Annotated in this window: 17 protein-coding genes; 16 read left to right on the top strand and 1 reads right to left on the bottom strand. The window is 58.7% G+C overall.

Annotated elements, in window-relative coordinates; genetic code table 11:
* Window positions 1-173 precede the first annotated feature (173 nt).
* The 3 genes from H4Q31_RS00325 (at window position 174) to holA (ending at window position 3,122) form a co-directional block, all read left to right on the top strand.
* On the top strand, window positions 174-722 hold the full coding sequence (locus H4Q31_RS00325; protein ID WP_185177080.1) for an RNA polymerase sigma factor: 549 nt from the start codon (window positions 174-176) through the stop codon (window positions 720-722).
* Window positions 719-1,822: an anti-sigma factor family protein gene (locus H4Q31_RS00320; protein WP_185177079.1), complete on the top strand. Its 1,104-nt coding sequence runs from the start codon at window positions 719-721 to the stop codon at window positions 1,820-1,822. The genes H4Q31_RS00325 and H4Q31_RS00320 overlap by 4 nt, the downstream gene beginning before the upstream one ends.
* Window positions 1,823-2,090: 268 nt before the next feature.
* Window positions 2,091-3,122 (top strand): DNA polymerase III subunit delta, encoded by a 1,032-nt coding sequence (gene holA / locus H4Q31_RS00315; protein WP_185177078.1) that lies wholly within the window; start codon window positions 2,091-2,093, stop codon window positions 3,120-3,122.
* Window positions 3,123-3,320: 198 nt separating this feature from the next.
* Here the strand turns inward: holA and rpsT are convergent, their stop codons facing one another.
* Complete coding sequence (gene rpsT / locus H4Q31_RS00310; protein WP_185177077.1) at window positions 3,321-3,593, bottom strand: 30S ribosomal protein S20; 273 nt, start codon at window positions 3,591-3,593, stop codon at window positions 3,321-3,323.
* A 235-nt stretch (window positions 3,594-3,828) separates the two neighbouring features.
* Here rpsT and gpr point away from each other — a divergent pair, with 235 nt between their 5' ends.
* The 13 genes from gpr to H4Q31_RS00245 all read left to right on the top strand — a co-directional run bounded on the left by gpr (window position 3,829) and on the right by H4Q31_RS00245 (window position 19,227).
* Entirely contained in the window at window positions 3,829-4,767 is a 939-nt protein-coding gene (gene gpr / locus H4Q31_RS00305) for a GPR endopeptidase (RefSeq protein ID WP_245347466.1), read from the top strand.
* 327 nt (window positions 4,768-5,094) lie between these two features.
* On the top strand, window positions 5,095-6,372 hold the full coding sequence (locus tag H4Q31_RS00300; RefSeq protein ID WP_185177075.1) for a stage II sporulation protein P: 1,278 nt from the start codon (window positions 5,095-5,097) through the stop codon (window positions 6,370-6,372).
* A complete protein-coding gene (locus tag H4Q31_RS00295) occupies window positions 6,369-6,773 on the top strand; it encodes a DUF3679 domain-containing protein (RefSeq protein WP_185177074.1) in 405 nt (134 codons plus the stop codon). Before H4Q31_RS00300 ends, H4Q31_RS00295 begins: the two co-directional genes overlap by 4 nt.
* A gap of 409 nt (window positions 6,774-7,182) precedes the next feature.
* Window positions 7,183-9,132: an endonuclease MutS2 gene (locus H4Q31_RS00290; RefSeq protein ID WP_185177073.1), complete on the top strand. Its 1,950-nt coding sequence runs from the start codon at window positions 7,183-7,185 to the stop codon at window positions 9,130-9,132.
* A gap of 95 nt (window positions 9,133-9,227) precedes the next feature.
* Window positions 9,228-11,042: a translation elongation factor 4 gene (gene lepA, locus H4Q31_RS00285; RefSeq protein ID WP_185177072.1), complete on the top strand. Its 1,815-nt coding sequence runs from the start codon at window positions 9,228-9,230 to the stop codon at window positions 11,040-11,042.
* A 150-nt stretch (window positions 11,043-11,192) separates the two neighbouring features.
* Window positions 11,193-12,356 (top strand): radical SAM family heme chaperone HemW, encoded by a 1,164-nt coding sequence (hemW, locus tag H4Q31_RS00280; RefSeq protein ID WP_245347465.1) that lies wholly within the window; start codon window positions 11,193-11,195, stop codon window positions 12,354-12,356.
* Window positions 12,357-12,725: 369 nt separating this feature from the next.
* Entirely contained in the window at window positions 12,726-13,193 is a 468-nt protein-coding gene (locus tag H4Q31_RS00275) for an N-acetyltransferase (protein WP_185177070.1), read from the top strand.
* Window positions 13,194-13,317: 124 nt separating this feature from the next.
* Window positions 13,318-14,343: a heat-inducible transcriptional repressor HrcA gene (gene hrcA, locus H4Q31_RS00270; protein WP_185177069.1), complete on the top strand. Its 1,026-nt coding sequence runs from the start codon at window positions 13,318-13,320 to the stop codon at window positions 14,341-14,343.
* 88 nt (window positions 14,344-14,431) lie between these two features.
* Window positions 14,432-15,010, top strand: a complete 579-nt coding sequence (gene grpE / locus H4Q31_RS00265) for a nucleotide exchange factor GrpE (RefSeq protein WP_185177113.1) — start codon at window positions 14,432-14,434, stop codon at window positions 15,008-15,010.
* Between the two features lie 58 nt (window positions 15,011-15,068).
* The gene (gene dnaK, locus H4Q31_RS00260; RefSeq protein WP_185177068.1) at window positions 15,069-16,913 is read left to right on the top strand and encodes a molecular chaperone DnaK; all 1,845 of its coding nucleotides are present in this window, start codon (window positions 15,069-15,071) and stop codon (window positions 16,911-16,913) included.
* A 282-nt stretch (window positions 16,914-17,195) separates the two neighbouring features.
* Complete coding sequence (gene dnaJ / locus H4Q31_RS00255) at window positions 17,196-18,320, top strand: molecular chaperone DnaJ (protein WP_185177067.1); 1,125 nt, start codon at window positions 17,196-17,198, stop codon at window positions 18,318-18,320.
* Between the two features lie 413 nt (window positions 18,321-18,733).
* Window positions 18,734-18,901, top strand: a complete 168-nt coding sequence (locus tag H4Q31_RS00250; protein WP_185177066.1) for a YfhD family protein — start codon at window positions 18,734-18,736, stop codon at window positions 18,899-18,901.
* 5 nt (window positions 18,902-18,906) lie between these two features.
* On the top strand, window positions 18,907-19,227 hold the full coding sequence (locus H4Q31_RS00245; protein WP_185177065.1) for a hypothetical protein: 321 nt from the start codon (window positions 18,907-18,909) through the stop codon (window positions 19,225-19,227).
* The last annotated feature ends 121 nt before the right edge of the window (window positions 19,228-19,348 follow it).

Raw genomic sequence — 19,348 nt, 5'->3', positions numbered from 1 at the left:
ATAGAATAGCAGGACAAACCGGATGTTTTTTGCTAGACTGGGAAAGGAACTTCGCCTGAGAGGCAATCGCAGAAGAGAGAATGGCGAAGATTTTATAGAGCCGAACAGAGGCTGCTGCAACCTTTTGACAAGATCCTTCGTCAGTGGGGGTGCAGAAGAGGGAGGTAACTTCTGTGGTGAAGCCGGATTTGATCCAAGCGGCGCAAGCAGGCGATCGCGACGCCCTTGTCGAGCTGCTCCGCGAGATCGAACAACAGGTTTACCGTACAGCATATTACTTGCTGAATAACGAGCAGGATGCGCTGGATGCCTCACAGGAAGCGCTTATACGAATATATACGAAGATCAATACTTATGAAGAGAAAGCACTGTTCAAAACGTGGGTTCAGCGGATCGTCACGAACATCTGCATCGATAAATTCCGGCGCAACCGCCCGTCCGTGTCGATCGAGGAGCACGAGTTTGTCTTCCATGCGGGGGACAACGTGGAAGCGGAAGTTCTGGCGGCTTACGATGCGGAAGAGATCCGCGATGCCATCGACAAGCTGCCCGAACATCATCGGACGGTCGTCGTCCTCCGGTATTTGCAGGATTTCTCGTACAATGAGATTGCCGATTCACTCAATTTGCCGCTTAATACGGTCAAGTCTTATTTATTCCGAGCCCGGCAGCAATTGCAATCGCTTCTTCATGACTTTCAGAAAGGTGGTGTCCGGGGATGAATTGCGAAGAGGTGATGGAACTCATGCAGCGCTCGCTTGACGGCGACTTGGATAAGGCTGAGACGTCGCGCATGAAGGAACATATCCAGACATGCCCGGATTGCGCCGCCATGTTCGAGCGTTTAACCTTACTGTCGGACAACTTGGCTCAGCTGCCGCGGGTCGTACCCAGCTTCAGCATCGTGGACTCGATTCTGCCTCAGCTGGAGATGATAGAGCTCGCAGCCAACGCTCCGCAAGAAGCTATCCGGCTTGAGCAGCCGGCGCAGAGAACATCAAGATCCGCCCGCAAGTCGGTATACCGGCGTCTGGCTGGCGCTATTGCGGCAGGCGTTGCAGCCGGTCTGCTGATTGTCTCCTGGCCGAGCTTGCGGCCGCCGCAATCGGACCAGAACAACAGCTTCAACGCAGCCTCGGTGTCCAGCTCAGGCAGCAATGCCGCTTCTTCGTCTCCTTCGGCTTCGGTGACCGATCAGACGGCTCGCCAATTCTCGGTATCGGGAGAAGACCAATATGGGGATTTGGAAGGGGCTTCTCCGAAGATGGAAGCCGGTCAGCCCGCGGCTTCATCCGAACCGTCGTTCTTCAGCGAGCCGAATGAGCCCGAGCCGGGAATCAGCGAGCCTGACTCGACGCCGCTTCAGGAATCGGCCGATACTCGCGGGTTTGCCGAAGAGCCGAACGAAGGCAATGCGCCAATGACTTCGTTCGGAGCCGTGGACAGCGGCGGCACGCCTGCTCCGGAGGATGAGCCGGGGGTTGAACCCTCGGAAGAACCAGCGGCAACGCTCCAAGTTCCGATGAGCAGCGGCTTTGCGATTGCTCCTCCAGTTGTCTGGGCTTCTCCAGACGGGAAGTACGAAGCCGTAATCGAGGAGAACCGGCTGAAGGTGTACCAACTCGCGGACGGTTCGCTTCTATTCGAATCGGAGGAGCATCCGGACAGCACGATTGGCGATATCGTCTGGGACGACGATACCGGCGTTCTTCACTACACGAGGACAGACGCGTCAGGAGAGGCGGTTCGTCTCGAATGGACGGCGGCTTCCAGCCAAGAGCAGCCGGAGGCAGATTCGCCCGAGAGCGAAGATCGCCCGTAATGCTGGCAAGACATTGGCACGTTTCAGCGGACACTAGCGTATAGTGTAGGGATACGAATCGCTTCGTCCCGGCGCGGGAACAATGGACGAAGGTCGCGCTCGTTCGCGCACGGTGCCATGGGCCGGGCCGGCGGACGTTGACATAGATGTCCAAACGACAAAGGGATCACGACCGATAGGGGGTCGTGATCCCTTTGTCGCGTTCGGCTTTTTTTGCTAGACTGAGAGTATTGAACTTCGGACAACCCGGAGGGAACGGGGGCTCTTGATGGAATATCGCAAAGCGCTGCGGGACGTACAGGACGGCAAGGTTAAGCCTTTCTATATTTGTTATGGTACGGAAGCTTTCTTCATGAATGAATTTATTGAACGTCTGGCAACGGCATTAGTGGAACCGGAGCATCGGGAGATGGCGATCGTTCGCTTCGCTACGAATGAACAGACAATTGACGAGATCGTCGATGAGGCGGAGACGATGCCGTTCCTCGTCCCCAGCAAGCTTATTCTCGTGCGCGACAGCGTTCTGTTCGCCGCCGGGCGCGACTCGTCGAAGCTGGAGCACCGCCCCGAGCGGCTCATGAACTATATGAGCGAGCCGCTGGACAGCAGCGTGCTCGTATTCCTCGTTCAGCATGAGAAGCTGGACGAGCGGAAGAAGCTGGTGAAGTATGCGAAGGACAAGGATGCCGTTATTGCTTTCTCGCCGATGCCGGCGGAGGAGATTATTCAATGGCTCGCGCGCAGAGCCGAGAAGCAGGGCCGGCGGATCGAGCCTGGCGCCGCGGAGGAGCTGCTGAAGCGGGTCGGCAGCGAGATGAGCACGCTGGCGGCGGAGATCGACAAGCTGTGCTTGCATGCGGGAACGGAAGGAACCGTGACAGCAGAGGCCGTGGCGTCGCTCGTGCCTGCCAGCACCGAGCAAAGCGTATTTAAGCTGACGGAAGAGATCGCAGCGCTGCGTACCGAGAACGCCCTCGCGCTGTACTACGATCTGCTGAAGCAGCGCGAGGAGCCGATTAAGCTGACGGCGCTGCTGGTGCGCCAGTTCCGCAACATGCTGTTCGTGAAGGAACTGGACAAGCAGGGGTATACGCCGCAGCAGATGGCAAGCCAGCTCGGCTTGCATCCGTATGCGGCCAAGATTACGGCAGAGCAGGCGAAGCGCTTCAGCTTTGAGCGGCTGGCAGCGGTGCTGGCCCGGCTGGCGGAGCTGGATTACGAGATGAAGACGGGACGAGTGGAGAAGACGCTCGGCCTGGAGCTGTTCCTGTTGCGAACCGGCTCGGAGGGCGGCGCCTGAAGCTGTTCGGGACACCTCGCCGCCGATTAGGTGGTTGGACACGTATCAAGCTTCGATCATCCGATCTTGTCTCTGACTTAAAAGTCTTGCCCAGCTCCCGATCAAGGCCAAATTAGTGGCAGAAGCTGTCTGCAACAAAACAAAGAAGCCTCGCCAATTAGGCGGGCTTCTAAATTTTATATCGTTGTCGCTCCAAGCTTACGCTTGAGCGGACAAAGCGTTCAGCTTCTTAGCCAGACGGGACTTCTTGCGGGAAGCCGCGTTTTTGTGAATGAGGCCTTTGGTTACCGCTTTATCCAATTTCTTCTGAGCCAGCTGCAGCGCTTCTTTAGCAGCGTTCACGTCCGTACCGATAACGGCTTGATCGGCTTGCTTGACAGCCGTGCGAAGAGCGGACTTCTGGGAAGCGTTGCGCAGACGGCGAGCGTCGTTTGTCTTCACGCGCTTAATGGCGGATTTAATGTTCGGCATTGATTTCACCTCCTGCAAAGCAACAAGAATTTCTCTAGATAACTTGTAACATTCTATCATGGAGGGGGGCAAAACGCAAGCCATTTCAGCTTCGCCAGCCGGGAGGCAATCTGCCGGCGGAGGCAGGCTCGCGCCATCCCGTTCGTGTGAAAGGGGAGCAGCAATAGTGACGGAGCAAGAGCTCGATTTAAGCGTTTACGGCACTCGCACCGACCTGGCCTTAGAAGCCAGAGAAATGGCAGGCCCGGCGGACAGTCCAATTCCCGGGGTATGGCAGGAGATGGACAAGGAAGGCGGCATTACCGTGACCCGGATGCACATACAGTCGCCGGAAGGAGCGCAAGCGATCGGCAAAATGCAGGGGCATTACGTGACGCTGGATGTGCCGGAGCTGCGCCGAGGCGACACGGACCTGCAGGATCGGGTGGCGACAACGTTCGCAAGGGAATTCGAAGCGTTCCTTAAGCGTCTTGGCGTTGGCCCGTCCGCCAGCATTCTCGTCGTCGGCCTCGGCAACTGGAACGTGACGCCGGACGCTCTCGGGCCGATCGTGGTCGAGAACATGATGGTGACGAGGCAATATTTCGAATTGATGCCTGATCAGGTTAGTCCCGGCTATCGGCCTGTCTCCGCCGTCGCGCCGGGCGTGCTCGGAACGACGGGCATCGAGTCGAGCGATATCGTCCAGGGCATCGTGTCGCAGGCGAAGCCGGACCTGGTGATCGCCGTGGACGCGCTGGCGGCCCGTTCGCTGGAGCGGGTGAATACGACGATCCAGATTGCGGATACGGGCATCCACCCCGGCTCGGGCATCGGCAACAAGCGCAAAGGTCTTACGCAGGACATTCTCGGCGTTCCCTGCATCGCGATCGGCGTTCCGACGGTGCTCTACGCTTCAACAATCGTGAACAACACGATGGATATGATGTTCGACCATATGAAGAAGCATACGGCGAACACTGATCCGCTGTTCGGCGTCTTCGGTTCGATGGCGGAGAACGAGCGCCTTGGCCTCGTGAAGGAAGTACTGGAGCCGCTCGGGCACAATCTGCTGGTCACGCCGAAGGAGATCGACAAGTTCATCGAGGATATCGCGAACGTCGTCGCCAGCGGGCTTAACGCAGCGCTTCATGAGGCGGTGGATACGGACAACGTGGCCGCCTATACGCACTGACCGAACATCTCCCTCCCAGCGTTCACGCGGAGGGAGTTCGTGTTATTGCCGCCTGCCGGGAGGTATTGGCCATTCATGAAGAAATAACTGAATGAATGCGCCGATGCGCGAAGGAGAAGAGCGGGCATGGAGTATCCGAAGCTGGGTCATACCGGAATGGAGGCCGTAACAGGCGCACGATCGTGCGCCTGTTTTTCCAACTCTATGAACCTCTAATTCAAGCTCCCGTTCTATCATTTCCGTTCCTCTCATATACTCTCTACAAAATGCTACTTTCGAGAGAGTTGGCTTTGGCCTTAGGCACCAACGATCATGGGAGGAACGACTATGCTGCGATTCATCGCCCCACATGGCCGGAGGAGAGGCTCCGGCTTAAGACGCTACCTCGTTACCGGTCAGGCCTTCTTGACGCTAAGCCTCTGCACGATGGCGCTCTTGCTCGCACTCGGCGCCGGAGGCGCGCTGCAGACGAAGCTGTCCGCCTCGCCGGTTCAATCGATGAAGGGCTTCGCCGCTTCGGTATCTTCCGCTTTTTTCTCCTCTCTGTTAGGTATGGAATTGCCTCATATGGATAAGCAAGTAGTAGATTCCCCTTTCTCTGCCGGGCGAATGGCGGCGTTCCTCGTTCGCTTCCTCACGGATATGAACCCGGACGATCCGAAGAGCCTGCTGGAGCTGGGCATGCCGGGCATCGGCCGCGACAGCGCCGTCTTGCTCCGTCCCGGTTCGGGAGGCGGGACGAACGCACCGGTGGACCGCGAGCCGGACGGCTCGAACGACGGGATCCCGCGGAACCCTGTGAATACTTCGGGCGGCAGCGGCGGATCGGACATGAGCGCTCCGGACGCTTCGCCTTCAGGGCAGCCGGAATCTTCGGCCTCTCCGTCATCGCCGCCGCAAGAATCTCCATTGCCGTCGACGCCCGAGAGGAACGTCGTGTTCATCTATCATTCTCACAATCGGGAGTCTTGGTTCCCGGAGTTGAAGGAAGGGACCAAGCTTCCGGAATCGAGCCAAGTTAATGTCACGCTCGTCGGCCGGCGGCTCGCCGATCAACTGGAGCGTCTCGGCGTTGGGGCTGTCCATTCGAACACGGATTATATGACGACGGTGAAGAACTACAACTGGAACAATTCCTACAAATATTCCATGCAGACCGTCAAGGAAGCGATAGCCGACAACAAGGATCTCACGTTCTTCTTCGATATCCATCGCGATTCGCTGCACCGGAAGCAGACGACCGCGACGATCAACGGCGCCGATTATGCCAAGGTGTACTTCATCATTGGCCAGAAGAATCCCGACTGGGAGAAGAACGAAGCGTTCGCCAATTCGATTCATCAAGCGCTGGAGGAGGATTACCCCGGATTATCCAACGGCATCTGGAGCAAGACGACAGCGGAAGGGAACGGCGAGTACAACCAATCGGTGTCGCCGGACAGCGTCTTGATCGAGATCGGCGGCGTCGATAATACGCTGGCGGAATGCTATCGAACGGCAGATGTGTTGGCCCAAGTGATTGCCGAGCTGTATTGGAATCAGCAGGATGCGGAGAAGGTGGACGCCCAAGCGGCGGACGAAGCGAAGGAGGCGAATGAATCATGAGCCGGGATCTAATGAAGCTGTTGATCGTATGCGGAGCGATCGTCTTTGCCGTCCTGTTCGGCATGGAACTGTCGTCGAGCGGCATCTCGTCGGTATACGGGCCGATGGATCCGTCCATCGCAGGCGTTCATGACCCCATCCATTTGGGCGAGGATACGGATGGGGCTGAAGATATGAATGTGAACGCGAGTGCGGGCTCGGAAGACGATGAGTACGCGGGCGGACGATACGCCGACGAGCCGGAGGGCATCTCGATGGATGCGGATGAAGTGCCGATGCCTAGACTCGACCACACGCCCGCGATCGACCGGCTGGCGAATACCGCGGCGGAGGCGCTGCAGTCTGTCTCGAGAGGCGGCATTCAATTCGTTGTCCATCTGTTCGACAAGACGACGCAGTGACGGCCGGCCATTGACTTGCGTTATCGATTAGCTTAGAATAGGTGGCAATTACATTTTAAGGGGAAAATTTGTATGTTGGTCTTGGTTCTGAACTGATCAATTGGATAGGCCGGATTGGATAGGACGCTGATAAACCGGTTCTGACGGTTTGTTTAAGTCCATCTCCGTTCGGCGACTGATTGCCAGTGAAAAACCGGTAAAGACCGCTGCGCCTCTAGGCGTTGTTCGGAGACTTTAGCCGTGCTCATTCGGGCACGGCTTCTTTGCGCATATTTTGGCCATTAGCCGATGGGCTTGAAATAGCGCGTTTCGTCTTCCGCACGGCGTCCGACTGGCCGCGAGCTTCGCCGATTGGCGCTGCCGCGGCTTTTTGTATTTCCAAATTTAGCCCCTTAATGGAGGAGATCCCATGAGAGATTCATCTCTGCACAAACTCGAATACCCGCGCGTGATCGACACGCTGCTGACTTACGCTCAGACGTATCTTGGGAGGAAGCTCGTGAGCGGGCTTAAGCCCTTGTCCGACCGCCGGACGATCGCCTTGAAGCTTCGAGAGACGGAGGAGACCCGCCGGCTGATCGCCCGCGGCGCTCAGCCTCCGTTGCCTTCGCTTGAAGGCATGGAGGAAGTGATGGCGCTGCTCGGCACCGGCTATATTATGTCCGAACGGCAATTGGGGCAGTTGGCGCAATTCGCGCGCAGTTGCGGCCAGCTCGGCAAGTTCATGCGCAGCAAGGGAGGAGAAGCTTCAGCAGTGGCCGCTTACGCGAGCTCGATGTACGACCTTAGCGGGCTGCTGTCTTCCATCGAGAGCTGTGTCGACCGGGGCATGGTTCTGGACAGCGCAAGCCCGGAGCTAGGCAAGCTGCGCAGGCTTATTCGCGGAGCGGAAGAGAAGCTGAAGAGACGGCTGGACGATCTGCTGGCGAAGCACGCGGACTGCCTGCAGGAGCGGCTCGTCAGCCAGCGCGGCGGCCGATTCGTGCTACCGGTCAAGAAGGAGAACCGCAAGCGAATACCAGGCGCCGTGCTGGACGAATCCGCCAGCGGGCAGACGGTGTTCGTCGAGCCGGCGGAAGCGGCTGCGCTGCAGTCCGAGCTGTCGGAGCTGCGCTCGGAGGAGAGCCGCGAGGAGATGCAGATCCTCGCCCGGCTGACGGAAGAGGCGGAGAACTATTCGCGCGAGCTGTCGGTTAACTTGGAGGCCGTCGGCTATTATGATCTGCTGCTCGCTAAGGCGAAGTGGGCCCTGGCGATAGACGGCCGAGAAGTGGAGGTCGGCGAGGACGGCGTGATCGAGCTGCGCGGCGCGCGGCATCCGTTCCTGAGCGGGCAAGCGGTTCCGCTCCATGTCGAGATCGGCGGCGATTACCGGACGCTGCTCATTACCGGGCCCAATACGGGCGGCAAGACGGTAGCGATTAAGACCGTCGGCTTGCTGACGCTGATGGCGCAGTCGGGGCTGCTGGTGCCGGCGGAGGAAGGCAGCCGGCTGTCGGTGTTCGGCGCTGTGGAAGCCGATATCGGCGACGATCAGAGCCTCGACCGTTCGCTTAGTACGTTCTCTTCGCATTTGCGCAACGTGATCGGCATTCTCTCCATCGCGGGGAGAGGCGCTCTTATCCTGCTCGATGAGCTGGCGACAGGTACCGATCCGGGCGAAGGCATCGGGCTGTCGATCGCCGTGCTGGAGGAGCTGCATCGCAGAGGCGCCGTCGTTCTGGCGACGACTCACTTTAACGAGATCAAGGAGTACGCACGGCGGACGCCGGGCTTCCGCAACGCGAGGATGGCGTTCGACGAAGAGACGCTTCGGCCGCTCTACCGGCTGGACATGGGGGAAGCCGGCAACAGCTACGCGTTCGTCATCGCCCGCAGGCTCGGCATCCCTGAGGAGATCGTCGACCGGGCGAAGGCCATCGCCGAGAGCTTGCAGCTTAATCGGGGGAGCAGTCCTATAACTGCAGATGAAATTGAAGAGGCTGCACAAGTTATCCCCGATGGGGTTAGGGTCCAATCTGGCGCCGAAGGCGCAGATGCAACCGAAGCGAACGCAGACGCATCCCAACCCGCTAAGCCGCTCGCAATCGGCGATGTCGTCTGGATCCCGAGCCTGCATTCGCGCGGCGTCGTCTACCGGCTGCCGGACGATCGCGGAGAGCTGATCGTTCAGATTCCCGGGGAGAAGGTCCGCATGAACCGCAAGCGCGTGAAGCTCGCCATCGAGAGCAAGCAGCTATATCCGGACGATTACGACATGGACATCGTGTTCGAATCGGTTGAAGACCGGAAGAAGCGCAAGCTGATGGGCAAGCGGCACGTCGAAGGGCTGAAGATCGAGAAGCCGCCGGAGCGATGAACCGCCTAGGCGAATCCTGCCGATTGATGCGCCGGCTATCCATTGCTATAATAGATTAGATAGCCGCATGATGGTGGATTCGGTGGAGGTTACGCATGGCAGACAATCAACGCAAGCAGAGCCATATTCGCAATTTTTGTATTATCGCGCATATCGACCACGGGAAGTCGACGTTGGCCGACCGCATTCTGGAATATACGGGGACGCTGACGTCCCGCGAGATGCAGGATCAGATTCTCGACTCGATGGACCTCGAGCGCGAGCGCGGCATTACGATCAAGCTGCAGGCCGTTCGGCTTCAGTACAAAGCCGACGACGGCGAGACGTATACGCTGCACTTGATCGACACGCCGGGACACGTCGACTTCACGTACGAAGTGTCGCGCAGCTTGGCCGCCTGCGAAGGCGCGCTGCTGATCGTCGACGCCGCCCAAGGCATCGAGGCGCAGACGCTGGCGAACGTTTATCTCGCGCTTGATAATAACCTTGAGATTCTGCCGGTCATCAACAAGATCGACCTGCCGAGCGCCGAGCCCGAACGGGTGAAGCAGGAAGTCGAGGACGTCATCGGCCTCGACGCCAGCGACGCCGTGCTCGCTTCGGCGAAGAACGGGGTCGGCATTAAGGAGATTCTGGAACAGGTCGTTCAGAAGGTTCCAGCACCGCAAGGCGACATTAACGCGCCGCTCAAGGCGCTTATTTTCGACTCGCACTATGATGCTTACAAAGGCGTCGTCTGCTACATCCGCGTCATCGACGGCACGATCCGCGCCGGCACGCCGATCAAGTTCATGGCGACGGGCGCGACGTTCGATGTGGTCGAAGTCGGCACGTTCAAGCCGCGCGCGACCATCGTCGACGAGCTCGGACCGGGCGACGTCGGCTTCGTCACCGCGTCGATCAAGAACGTCAAGGACACGCGCGTGGGCGATACGGTCACGAACGCCAAGAACCCGACAGCGGAAGCGCTGCCCGGCTACAAGCGGATCAACCCGATGGTGTTCTGCGGACTGTACCCGATCGAATCGTCGGACTACAACGACCTGCGCGACGCGCTCGAGAAGCTGGAGCTTAACGACGCTTCGCTGCGCTTCGAGCCGGAGACGTCGCAAGCGCTTGGCTTCGGCTTCCGGTGCGGCTTCCTCGGCATGCTTCACATGGAGATCATACAGGAGCGGATCGAGCGAGAGTTCAACATTCCGCTGATTACGACCGCGCCGAGCGTTATTTACAAGGTGACGCTGACGAGCGGCGAGCAGATCGATATCTCGAACCCGTCGGAATACCCGGACGTCGGCAAGCTGGACTTCGTCGAGGAGCCGTACGTCAAGGCGTCGATCATCGTGCCGAAGGATTACGTCGGCCCGATCATGGAGCTGTGCCAGGGCAAGCGCGGTGAGTTCATCGACATGCAGTACCTCGATACGAACCGGGTGACGCTGAAGTACGAGATTCCGCTCGCGGAGATCGTCTATGACTTCTTCGACCAGCTCAAGTCGAGCACGAAGGGCTACGCTTCGTTCGACTACGAGCTGTCCGGTTACCGGCAGTCCAATCTGGTCAAAATGGACATTCTGCTCAACGGCGAACAGGTCGACGCCCTGTCGTTCATCGTGCACCGGGACCGCGCTTACCACCGCGGACGGATCATCTGCGAGAAGCTCAAGGATCTCATCCCTCGCCAGATGTTCGAAGTGCCGATCCAAGCGGCCGTCGGCCAGAAGATCATCTCGCGCGAGACGATCAAGGCGATGCGCAAGAACGTCCTCGCCAAGTGCTACGGCGGCGACATCTCGCGGAAGCGCAAGCTGCTCGAGAAGCAGAAGGAAGGCAAGAAGCGGATGAAGCAGGTCGGCAGCGTCGAGGTGCCGCAGGAAGCGTTCATGGCCGTGCTGAAGATCGACGAATAACGGATGGATGATAATAGAGGCTTAGGCGAATGAACCGGGAGACCGGTTCATTTCAATTCTATACGATGAGAGGAGGGGATATGGATGGCCCTCAACGTTAATGAGGTTCAAGCGCAGGCGCAGCGTCAGGGCGATGCGCCAAGCGCGCCTCTGCACAGCTGGACGCCGCGGGCGCTGTATATTCACATTCCGTTCTGCACCAATAAGTGCTTCTACTGCGACTTTAATTCCTACATCGTCGAAGGGCAGCCGGTGGACGCTTATCTGGATGCGCTGGAGCGGGAGATGGAGCGGACGGTCCGCGAGCTGCCGCCCGAGACGATCCGCAAGGTGTTCGTCGGCGGCGGCACGCCGACCGTGCTGACGCCGCCGCAGATGACGCGGTTCCTTGCTTCCGTCGCACGCCACTTCCCGGTGGCGGCGGACGCGGAATTCACGATGGAGGCGAATCCCGGCACGACGGATCCGGCCAAGCTGGCGGCGATGCGCGAAGGCGGCGTCAACCGGATCAGCTTCGGCGCCCAGTCGTTCGACAACGAGCTGCTCGCCGCGATCGGCCGCATCCACGAGGCGGACGACGTTGTCCGCAGCATCGAGAACGCGCGAACGGCAGGGTTCACGAATCTGTCGATCGACCTGATGTTCGGCCTGCCGCGCCAGACGCTGCAGCAGCTCGCGGACAGCGTGACGCGGGCGCTCGAGCTGGATTTGCCTCACTACTCGCTGTACAGCCTCAAGGTGGAGGAGAATACGCTGTTCCACCGGCTGTACGAGCGCGGCGAGCTGCCGCTGCCCGAAGAAGAAGTGGAGGTCGCGATGTTCGAGCATCTGCGCGAACGGCTCGGGGGGGCGGGCTACCGGCAGTACGAGATCAGCAACTTCGCGAAGCCGGGCTTTGGCAGCCGGCACAATACGACGTATTGGCACAATGAGCCGTATTACGGCCTCGGTGCGGGCGCGCACGGCTATGCCCTCGGCCAGCGCCACATGAACATCAAGGGCGTGCAGGCCTACATTGATGCGGCGAACGCAGACGCAGGGCTGCCGCGCAAGGATACACATGAGGTTACTGTCCGCGAAGCGATGGAGGACTTCATGATGGTCGGGCTGCGCCTGCTCGAAGGCGTTCGCGAAGCCGACTTCAGCCGGCAGTTCGGCGGCGCAAGCCTGAGCGATGTGTTCGGCCCGGTGCTGGCGAAGCTGCAGGAGCAAGGGCTGCTGGAGCGCTTCGGCGTCTCGGACGAGGACGCCGGCTATCGGTTGACCGAGCGCGGCATCCCGCTCGGCAACGAAGTATTCGGCGCGTTCCTGTAAGCAGAGAATAGCTCGAAGCCGGCTTGCCACAGAACCGACGCGCCACAGCCAACAACCCTCAAACAGAACCGGCCCTCCACGCGAACGTGGAAGGCCGGTTTTCCTTTTGGACCCGCGGCATGCCCCTTAAGGTCCCGTACTGATGTTGTCCAGCCGATACTGGCCGTTCTCTTCGACCACATCAGGGGCCATTGGTAATATATAGACGGCATCGGCCGCTGCCGGGTTGCGAACTGCCTTTTCAATCGCTCCGATGATAAGAAGTTGGCAGAGCACGCCTAAAATCCTATTGAGAAATCATTCGTTCTGTTGTATATTTATTCACATCAATTCCAAATGCGTAAGGCCGGATAGAAAGAAGGGATTCGCGTGCAAACGACCATTAGCTGCCGCAAAGCATCGCCCGCGGACATCGACGCGCTGCATGGGCTGATTCAGAATTACGCCGCACAGGGCATCATGCTTCCAAGGTCGAAGGAGGCGCTCCGCCGCCATATCGATTCTTTCTTCGTCGCTGAGGAGGCGGAGAAGCTGATCGGCTGCGGATCCCTGTTCCGGCTCGGAGCCGATCTTGTCGAGATCCGGTCGCTAGGGATGGCGGACGGCTACAAGGGCAAGGGGCTCGGGACGATGATCGTGAGCGCTTTGATCGAAGAGGCAAGGGCGCAGCAAGTTCCGAAAATCATGGCTTTGACCTACGCCGTAGACTTCTTCGTCAAGAACGGCTTCACCGTCGTCGAGAAGGAGATTTTCCCCGAGAAGGTATGGACGGACTGCATCCACTGCTCGAAGAAGGACCGCTGCGATGAGATCGCCGTCGTTAGAATATTGGACTGATTCAAGGCTGCCAAATCGATTCGATCGTTCTTGACAACGACCGGAACGGTTTGGTATTTTTGTAGTAGCGATTAGCACTCGATCAAACTGAGTGCTAACGATGCGGAAGGGGGAGACGCGGATTATGCTGAGCGAGCGTCAACGCATGATATTAACGGCGATCGTCGACGATTATATCCGCTCTGCCGAGCCGGTCGGTTCGCGGAGCATATCCAAGCGCGGCGATGTCGCGTTCAGTCCGGCCACGATTCGCAATGAGATGGCCGACCTGGAAGAGCTGGGTTTGCTGGAGCAGCCGCATACGTCCGCCGGTCGAATCCCTTCTATTAAAGGCTATCGATATTACGTGGATCATCTGATCCGTGTCGGCGGAATCGGGGAGCAGGACGTGCGGAAGATCCGCGGCTTCCTGGCCGAGAAGATGAACATGTGGGAGGAAGTCGTCAGCCACACGGCGACGATCCTGTCGCAATTGACGAACTACACTTCCATCGTGCTTGGACCGGAGACGTTCAACACGACCCTGAAGCACTTTCAGCTGGTTCCGATTAATGAGACTTCCGCCGTCGCGATCATCGTGACGAGCACAGGCCATGTCGAGCATAAGACGGTTACGCTTCCGGAAGGCGTCGGCATGAACGACATCCAGAAGATCGTGAATTTGCTCAACGATAAGCTGGCCGGCGTAGCCTTCGTGAAGGTGAAGTCGGTGCTGCATGCTGAAGTGGGCAAGGAACTGAGCCGCATCGTTGACAGCTGCGAGCACATTCTTCAGATGCTCGAATCGACGCTGGCCGACGATCAAGAGCCTCGAATCTTCCTAAGCGGCGCCACGAACATCATGACGCAGCCAGAGTTCAAGGATGTGGACAAAGTTAAGAACATCCTGGATATGCTGGAGGAGACGCCGAAGCTCATGCAGCTGTTCCAGGCAGTTCCCGACGGCATTCAGGTTCGGATCGGCACGGAGAATGCGCTTGAAGCCATTAATCAATGCAGCTTGATTACCGCCAATTATTCTTATGAAGGCCAATCGCTTGGCACGATCGGCATCTTGGGCCCGACCCGGATGGATTACGGCAAGGTTATCAGCTTGTTGGATTACTTGTCCAAAGATTTGGCGCTGTTCATGGCCCGGCGGCACAAATAATCAGCCCGAGTATATCCCTTGTATCCAAGTGGTACGGTAAGGAGGCGATCCCTGCGTGAGCAGTCAAGAGACGAAGGAGCAGGAGACAATGACAGAAGAGCAACGCGAAGCCGAAGCCGCGGCGAACGCCGACGCACAGGCCGAAGAGGCCAATGCGGCCGATTCGGCTGCAGCGGAGACGGTTTCCGAGGAAGCTGCGGAAGCAACTGAATCGGAGGATCCGAGAATGGCCGAACTGCGGCAGCAGGCGGAAGAATACAATAATCGCTACTTGCGGGCGCAGGCGGACTTCGACAACTTCCGTCGCCGAACGCTCAAAGAGAAGGAAGAGCTGGCGCAGTACGCTTCCATGAAGCTGATCACACAGCTGCTGCCGGTCGTCGACAACTTCGGCCGGGCCCTTCAGACGAGCAGCGAGCAGGCGGACGGCCAGTCGTTCCAGAAGGGCGTCGACATGATCTACCGCCAGCTGACGCAAGTGCTGGAAGCCGAGGGGCTCAAGGCGATGGAACCGGTCGGCCAGCCGTTCGATCCGGAAGTGCACCAAGCCATTATGCAGGTGGAGTCCGACGAATACGAGGAAGGCATCGTCGTCGAAGTGGTGCAGCCGGGCTATTGGCTCAAGGACAAGGTTATTCGTCCGGCCATGGTCAAAGTCAGCGGCTAAGCCGGCCGCAATACTTAACATTTGATTGCGTATAAGATGCGAGGAGGAGCTATTCATTATGAGTAAAGTCATTGGTATCGACCTTGGCACGACCAACTCTTGCGTGGCCGTGATGGAGGGCGGCGAAGCCGTCGTTATCCCTAATCCAGAGGGCAATCGCACGACCCCTTCGGTCGTCGGCTTCAAGAAGGACGGGGAGCGCACGATCGGCGAGACCGCGAAGCGCCAAGCGATCACGAACCCGGACCGCACGATCATCTCGATCAAGCGTCACATGGGCACCAACCATAAAGTGAAGATCGACGACAAGGAATATACGCCGCAGGAGATCTCTGCGATGATTCTGCAGAAGCTCAAAGCGGACGCGGAAGCTTATCTCGGCCAGCCGGTGACGCAAGCCGTTATCACCGTTCCGGCATACTTCAACGACAGCCAGCGTCAAGCGACCAAGGATGCGGGCGCCATCGCCGGACTGGAAGTTCTGCGGATCGTTAACGAGCCGACGGCAGCCGCTCTGGCGTACGGCCTGGAGAAGCAGGAAGATCAAACGATTCTCGTATTCGACCTTGGCGGCGGCACGTTCGACGTCTCGATCCTTGAGCTCGGCGGCGGCTTCTTCGAAGTCAAAGCGACGAGCGGCGATAACCACCTTGGCGGCGACGACTTCGACCAGGCGATCATGGATTGGCTGTCCAGCGAGTTCAAGAAGGAGCATGGCGTCGACCTGCTGAAGGACAAAGCGGCTGTACAACGTTTGAAGGATGCAGCGGAGAAGGCGAAGAAGGAGCTGTCCGGCGTCGTCTCCTCGACGATCTCGCTGCCGTTCATTACGATGGTTGACGGCGTGCCTCAACACTTGGAGCTGACGCTGACCCGCGCGAAGTTCGACGAGCTGACCGCTCCGCTCGTTGAGCGCACGATGGCTCCGACGCGCCAAGCGTTGGCGGATGCGGGGCTCTCCGCTTCCCAGATCGACAAGGTTGTTCTCGTCGGCGGTTCCACTCGTATTCCGGCCGTTCAAGAAGCGATTAAGCGCTTGACTGGCCAAGAGCCGCACAAGGGTGTTAACCCGGACGAAGTCGTTGCGCTTGGCGCTGCGGTTCAAGCCGGCGTCCTGACGGGCGAAGTCAAAGACGTGGTTCTGCTCGACGTCACGCCGCTGTCGCTCGGCATCGAGACGGCTGGCGGCGTCATGACGAAGATGATCGAGCGCAATACGACGATCCCGACGAGCAAGTCGCAAGTATTCTCCACGTTCGCCGACAACCAGACTCAGGTAGAGATCCACGTGCTGCAAGGCGAACGCGCCATGGCCCGAGACAACAAGACGCTTGGCCGCTTCATCCTGAGCGACATTCCGCCAGCGCCGCGCGGCGTACCGCAGATCGAAGTGACCTTTGATCTTGACGCCAACGGCATCGTGAACGTCTCCGCTCTCGATAAGGGCACGGGCAAGAGCCAGAAGATTACGATTACCTCTTCCAGCGGCCTCAGCAAGGAAGAGATCGAGAAGATGCAGAAGGAAGCCGAGCTGCATGCCGAAGAGGATGCGAAGCGCCGCGAGCTGATCGAGACGAAGAACTCGGCTGACCAGCTAGTCTACACCGTCGAGAAGACGATCAAGGATCTCGGAGACAAAGTGAGCGCAGACGAGATCTCCAAAGCCGAAGCGGCGAAGGAGAAGGTCAAGAAGGCGCTTGAAGGCGAGAATCTCGAGGAGATCAAGACCGCGGCCGACGAGCTGACCGAGATCGTGCAGCAGCTGTCCGTCAAGCTCTATGAGCAAGCTTCGCAAGCCCAAGGCGCAGAAGGCGCTCAAGACGCATCCGGCGCAGGAGCGGCTCCGAAGCAAGATAACGTCGTCGACGCCGACTACGAAGTCGTTGACGAAGACAAGAAATAAGCGAAGCGAATCAGACGAATCGAGAGTCAAAGCTCTCCCTTTGCCGTAGTTCGCGCCGCCTGAGCTGTTCAGCCCGTCCAGTTAGGTTTGTATTTCCCGGAGGAGTTTACGTCCGCCTTAGATCGACCCGTTGCCACCGCGCATAATCTAATCAAAGCAACGGGTTGATCTACAGCGGCCGGAGGGAAATGCAAACCGTCAGAGAGACGGATTCATGAACAGCTGAGTGCGGCGCAAACAGGCAACCGGAACGGCTTTGACTTTCCTCATGGAGGTGGAGAAGTGGCCGACAAAAGAGACTATTACGAAGTGCTGGGACTAGGCAAGAACGCCTCCGCAGACGAGATCAAGAAGTCGTATCGCAACTTGGCGCGCAAATACCATCCGGACGTCAACAAAGAGCCGGACGCCGAACAGAAATTCAAGGAAGTCAAAGAAGCATACGACACCTTGAGCGACGACCAGAAGCGCGCGCGTTATGACCAGTACGGACACGAGGATCCGATGGCGGGCTTCGGCGGCGGCGGCGCGGGACAAGGCGACTTCGGCGGCTTCGGAGACATCTTCGACATGTTCTTCGGAGGCGGCGGAGGCCGGCGAGACCCGAACGCTCCCCAGCGCGGCAACGACCTGCAATACACGATGACGATCGAATTCAAGGAAGCGGTGTTCGGCAAAGAGACGGACATCACCATTCCCCGCACGGAGACGTGCGATACATGCCACGGCAACGGCGCCAAGCCCGGGTCGAAAATCGAAACTTGCTCCGTCTGCCACGGCTCCGGCCAACAGGAAGTGGCGCAGAACACGCCGTTCGGCCGGATCGTCAACCGCCGCGCCTGCTCGGCGTGCGGCGGCCGCGGCAAGATCATTCGCGAGCGCTGCGGCAGCTGCGGCGGCAGCGGCCAAGTGAAGCGCAACCGGAAGATTCACGTCAAGATTCCGGCCGGCGTCGACGACGGCTCGCAGCTTCGCATCAGCGGCGAAGGTGAAGGCGGGGTTCGCGGCGGACCGCCGGGAGACTTGTACCTCGTGCTGCGCGTGAAGTCCCATGACTTCTTCGAGCGCGAAGGCGACGACATCTACTGCGAAGTGCCGCTGACGTTCACGCAGGCGGCGCTCGGCGACGAGATTGAGATCCCGACGCTGACCGAGAAGGTGAAGCTCAAGATCCCTCCGGGAACGCAGACCGGCACGTACTTCCGCCTGAAGGGCAAAGGCGTGCCGAAGCTTCGCGGCTACGGTCAAGGCGACCAGCATGTCAAGGTGACGATCGTCACCCCGACGCAGCTGACCGAAGAGCAGAAGGAGCTGCTGCGCGACTTCGCCGCGAAGAGCGGCGAGTCGACGAACGAGCAGCACCAGACGCTGTTTGAACGGATGAAGAAGGCTATATTGGGCGACTAAGCAATCAAGCTCGCCAGCAATGAAGGCTGTCCCATGAGGGACAGCTTTTTTCAATTAAATGGTATTTCCACAAGAAAGTCGATCAAATCGACTTCTTGATTGGAAACTCTGCAGAGTGCGCGTAAGAGGTAGATTAGACCGACTACATTCCCGGCAACACTGCTGAACACATGAAAGAAGTAGATTAGATCGACCATCTCAACGCATACCACGTCACCACATCCGCAAGTAGTCGAATGGATCGACTACATCGGCACTTATTCGTTGGTACATCTGTCATTAACCGAACAGAGCTTTAACATAAGCCGAAATCAGTGATACACGAATAGTCTTTGCTTCCTCGGTGCAAACTACGCCAATTAACGGCGTTCCGCCACTAGCGGTGCCATAACTGAGGAGGTAGTGTTGCGACCATGAGTAGTTTGGGCGATCAGCAGCAAGATCAGCAGAGCGGGCAATTGCCGACAGCCAAAGCGGAAGACGTCGAGTTCTCAAGCGAGCTTGCGGACGAGAACGACCGCGAGGCGCAGCGAAGGGCTGCCGAGGCCGATCGCCGCGCCGCAGCTTATGAAGGAGAGTGACGGCTGTGAACATGCAGCCTATGCACGCCTCCTTCGAGCATCAGGAGCAGGCCGAGGAAGCGATCCGCAAGCTGGCATCGCTGCGCGCCGACCGGTTCCGCATGGAGCGGGCGATTCATGGCCCTGACTTTGGCTCCGCAGCCGCTGCTCCAGAAGCGAATATGAGCGAGTTGGCCGACAGCTTATTGAGCGGCACTCGGATGGAAGCCGGCGCGGAGCTTGGTACCGCGCCCGAGGCGCTGTTCAGCCTGTCGGCGCACGTTCCGGCGGAAGCTTACGAACAGGCGAAGAAAGTCATTTCCCAAGCCGGAGGCAGCTTGATCTGACCGGCTAATCGAACAACGCAGCAACCCCCGCGTTTACAAGCGGGGGTTATTTTGGTATCTGCAGCAGAGATTCGGCCAGCGGACGTCGCAGCTGAGCCGCGCTTTTTTTATGAAATCGTGT

Origin of the sequence: Cohnella lubricantis, from assembly GCF_014212015.1 — a bacterium.
GTDB classification, from domain to species: Bacteria; Bacillota; Bacilli; order Paenibacillales; family Paenibacillaceae; genus Cohnella; species Cohnella lubricantis.
Note: the sequence above shows the minus strand (reverse complement) of the source record. Positions and strands in the feature narration are given on the sequence as shown.